Genomic DNA, 4,031 nt, shown 5'->3' with positions numbered 1-4,031 from the left:
CTGTCGGGAGGCGCCAGGGCGGACCACCCAGTCGCCGGCGACGACCGCCCCTCGCGAGTTGACGTCGGTGGCCACGTAACTCCGCGGGTCCAGGACGGTGTACGCGCCGGTACGGAGGTTCCAGCGCACCCCGAACTGGTCGCCGTTGCTCAGATCGACCCGGGCGAGAGCCCACTTGCCCTCGGCGGCGAGGACCTGGGTACTCCGGGCGCCAGGCACGGTGAGCTCCGCATACCGACCGTCCGGGCGCCGAGCCCAACCCGTGGCGTGTTCGGGGCCGCTGACGGTGCCCACGATGGTGCCGTCACGGGTGATTCCCAGCGCCATCCCGCCGGCCGGGACGTCCAGCACCTCGAACGTGCCCGGGCGGGACGCCGGCCAGCGCAGCGCCACAAAGCGGCCGGTCGCGTCGTCGTAGTCGTATCCCACCACGTCGCCGGCGGCGTTGATCGCCGAGACGTAGGTCTCGTCCGACCGGGCCGGCAGGAGGGTGAAGACGCCGTCGCGGTAGCTCCACGGTTGGGTCCCACCCTCGCCGTGTCCGGTGCCGATCACCACACCGCGAGCGTTGACGCCGACGCCACCCTCGCCGAACGGCGAGGGCACGGTCGTCAGGTGGCCCCGGTCCCAGATCAGCAGGAACGCCTTGGTGGGTTGTTCGTCGGCCACGCGCAACGCTCCGCCGACGATGTACCGGCCGGTGCTGTCGATGGCGTAGGCCTGGGTGCGGTACATGTCCGGAGGCTGGGGCAGTGTCTCGATGGGGCAGGCCGGCGCGGGTGGCCGGGGGAACGCGGTGGCCGGCGACGCGGCGACGACTGCCGCGGTCGCCAGCAGGCCGGCGACGGCGCCGGCCGACAGGACACGTCGAGCGATGAGCTGCATCAGATCCTCCTGTGCTGACCGGGACGGCGGCCACCGATGATGCTTCCACCGCACGGTTGCGGTTCCGTCGGTCGCCAGCTGTCGGATCCCCGACGGCACATGTCCGGCCGTGCCATCGAAGCCGCTGGACCTAGAAGGCGTTGACGCCGGTGAGCGCGCGTCCGATGAGGAGCTGCTGGATCTGGCTGGTGCCCTCGTAGAGGGTGGCGACGCGGGCGTCGCGAAGGTACTTGCCGACCGGGTACTCGTCGATGTAGCCGTACCCGCCGAACACCTGGACCGCGTTGTTGGCCGCCCGGACGGCGGCCTCGCTGGCGAAGAGCTTTGCCATCGACGCCTCGGTGGCGAACGGCTGGTCGCGGTCGATCAGGTCGGCCACCTGCCACACCAGGAGCCGCGCGGCGGCGGTGTCCACCGCGATGCTGGCGAGCAACTGCTGCACGAGCTGGTGGCCGGCGATGGGCTTGCCGAACTGGGTCCGCTGCCCGGCGTAGCCCACCGCGGCGTCCAGGCAACCCTGGGCGATGCCGACGCAGCCGGCGGCGACCGACATCCGTCCCTTGGCGAGGGTGGCCAACGCCAGACGGAACCCGCCGCCCTCGACGCCGAGACGGGCCTCGTCGGGCACCCGCACCTCGTCGAAACGCAGCTCGCCGGTCGCCTGCCCCCGGAGGCCGAGCTTGCCGTGGATCTCCCGCCGGGTCAGCCCGGCGCTCCCGGTGGGCACCAGGAACGCGGTGATGCCCCGGTGTCCGGGGCCACCGGTGCGGGCGAAGACCAGCGCGACGTCGGCGGTGGTGCCGTTGGTGATGAACGTCTTCGTGCCGGTGAGCAGCCAGTCCGCGCCGTCGCGCACCGCGCGGGTGCGCAGGGCGGCGGCGTCCGACCCGCTGTCCGGCTCGGTCAGCGCGAAGCAGCCGAGTGCGGTGCCGGAGCAGAGCCGGGGCAGCCACTCGGCCCGCTGCGCGGCCGATCCGTGGGCGGCGATCGACTTGGCGACCAGGCCGAGCGAGACGGACACGATGCCGCGTACGGCCGAGTCGCCCCGGCCCAGCTCCTCCAGGACGAGGCAGTACGCGAGGTGGTCGCCGCCGGAGCCGCCGTCGGACTCGGCGATGGTCAGCCCCAGAAAGCCGAGGTCGCCGAGCATGCCCACGACGGCCGGGTCGACCGACTCACGGCGATCCCAGGCCGCCGCGTGGGGCAGCAGTTCCCGGTCGGCGAACTCGGCGGCGAGCTGACGGACGGCCGCCTGCTCGGCGGAGAGGGTGAGCTCCATGCGCCATAAACTAGCGGTGATAGTTTATGGCGTCCAGAGCGGACGGCGATCACCGCTCGGAGGCCGACCCCGCGTGCCGTTCGGCCGCGAACGCGCGGACCAGCTCGGTGCGGGAGCGGATGCCGAGCCGGTGGAACACGTTGCGCAGGTGGTGGTCGACCGTGCGGGTGGAGAGGAACATCCGGGCGGCGATCTCCCGGTTGGTGGCCCCCTCGGCGACCAGTTCGGCGATGCGCAGTTGCTGGCCGGTCAGCAGCCGTGCCGCGGGCAGGTCCGGCGGGCCGACCGACTCCCCCGCCGCCCGCAGCTCGGCGGTGGCCTGCTCGGCCCAGCGGTTCGCCCCGAGCAGCGTGAACGTCTCGCGGGCCTGGTGCAGGTGCGCGCGGGCGTCGCGCGGGCGTCGGCTGCGGCGCAACTCCTCACCGAAGAGCAACTCCGTGCGGGCGCGCTCGAACGTGCCGGCCTCGGTCGAGTGCAGCCGCAGCGCGGTCCGGAACTCCCGCTCGGCCTCGGCGCTGCCCCGTGGCGCGACCAGCGCGTGGCAGCGGGCGGACAGGGCCCGGCGCAACGGGCTCGCGGTGCTGCTGGCCCACCGGTCGAAGACGGCGAGCGCGGCCGTCGCCGCCGGCCGGTGCGCCAGGTGGGCGGCCGCCTCCACCAGGTACGGGGTGGCCATCACCTGAACAAGGACCTGGCCGCGCCCGGTGCCGAGCCGGGCCAGCGACGCCAGCCGGTCCGCGGCCTCGGCGTGCCGCCCGTCGACCAGGTCGAGCACCGCCAGGGCCCACCCGGCGAGCGCGTGGGGGCGGCTGCCCGGCGTCGGGGCCTCACCGATCTCCCGGATCCGCCGCAGGCTGGTGTCCCGGTCGGCCCGGATCGCCGCCAGCACCGCGAGCATGCCCAGGTGGATGTTGGCGCAGTTGACCTGACCGGCGGCGCGGGCTACCCGCAGCCCGTCGCGGGAGGTCTCCGCCGCCGCCTCGTGCCGTCCCAGCCAGTACTCGGCGACCGCCCGCAGCTCCAGCGCCCGGGACAGCATGGACAGCTCGCCCCGGTCCCGGGCCAACACGGCGGCGCGCTCGGCGAGCCGGTGCGCCGCGCCGTCCACGGCGACCACCAGACCGGCCGCCGCCGCGCAGGTGAGCGCGGTCGGGGTCAGTGCCGGCCCGGTCAACCGCCCGCCCAGCACCACGGCGCGGCGCAGCGCGGGCCCGGCCCGCTCATGGTCGCCTCGCAGGGTGGCCGCGATCCCGGCGACCACACAGCTCATCAGCTCGGTGGCCGGCGGGTCGTTCGGACGCCGCAACGCCAGCGCCCGGCGCCCGACCTCGGCGTACCGGTACTGGTCGCCGGCGAAGCAGACCGCCTCGCCGGCCCGCACCAGCGCGGTCAGGGCCAGGGCGCGGTCGGTGCCGGCCAGCGACGCGGCGGAGGCCAGCAGCGTGGTCGACGCGACCGAGGCGGCGCCGCACCGCAATCCCAGCTCGCCGCGGAGCAGGTCGACGTGCCCGCTCACGGCCGGGTCCACCGGGGCGGCGCGGAGCCGGTCGAGCAGCAGCCGAGCCTGATGGGTCTGACCCGCGGCCCAGGCGTACCGGGCGGCGGCCAACAGGCGGACCGCTGCCTGGGCCGGCTGGTCGCTGAGTTCGGCGGCCCGGCACAGCGCGGCCGCCCCGGTGGCCCAGCCGCCCTGCCCACCGGTCGCCGCCTGTTCCAGTTCGGCGGCCAGGGCCGCATCGGTGCCCGCCGTCGCGGCGGCGAGATGCATCGCCCGGCGCAGACGCTGCGCGTCCGCGTCGAGCACGCCGGCGAGCAGCCGGTGCGCCGGGCGATGCATCCCGCCGCCGCGACGGCGGGCACCGATGCG

At 75.1% G+C, this 4,031-nt stretch carries 3 protein-coding genes; all 3 read right to left on the bottom strand.

Translation table 11 applies throughout. The annotated features are described in order from the left end of the window. Positions 1-885 (bottom strand): hypothetical protein (locus DKT68_RS00575; protein ID WP_201748842.1); only part of this gene is annotated, 885 nt, incomplete at its 3' end. 130 nt (positions 886-1,015) lie between these two features. Next, positions 1,016-2,164 (bottom strand): acyl-CoA dehydrogenase family protein, encoded by a 1,149-nt coding sequence (locus tag DKT68_RS00570; RefSeq protein ID WP_109815486.1) that lies wholly within the window; start codon positions 2,162-2,164, stop codon positions 1,016-1,018. 49 nt (positions 2,165-2,213) lie between these two features. Then, the coding region (locus DKT68_RS00565; RefSeq protein WP_236646647.1) for a LuxR family transcriptional regulator at positions 2,214-4,031 on the bottom strand (1,818 nt) is incomplete at its 5' end.

This window comes from Micromonospora acroterricola, assembly GCF_003172955.1.
Classification (GTDB): domain Bacteria; phylum Actinomycetota; class Actinomycetes; order Mycobacteriales; family Micromonosporaceae; genus Micromonospora; species Micromonospora acroterricola.
The sequence above is the reverse complement of the archived record's forward strand: the minus strand, read 5'-3'. Positions and strand labels throughout refer to the sequence as shown.

Excerpts from the sequence above, each read along its gene's own strand:
- DKT68_RS00570 (WP_109815486.1), bottom strand. The coding sequence starts at position 2,164 with ATGGAGCTCACCCTCTCCGCCGAGCAGGCGGCCGTCCGTCAGCTCGCC.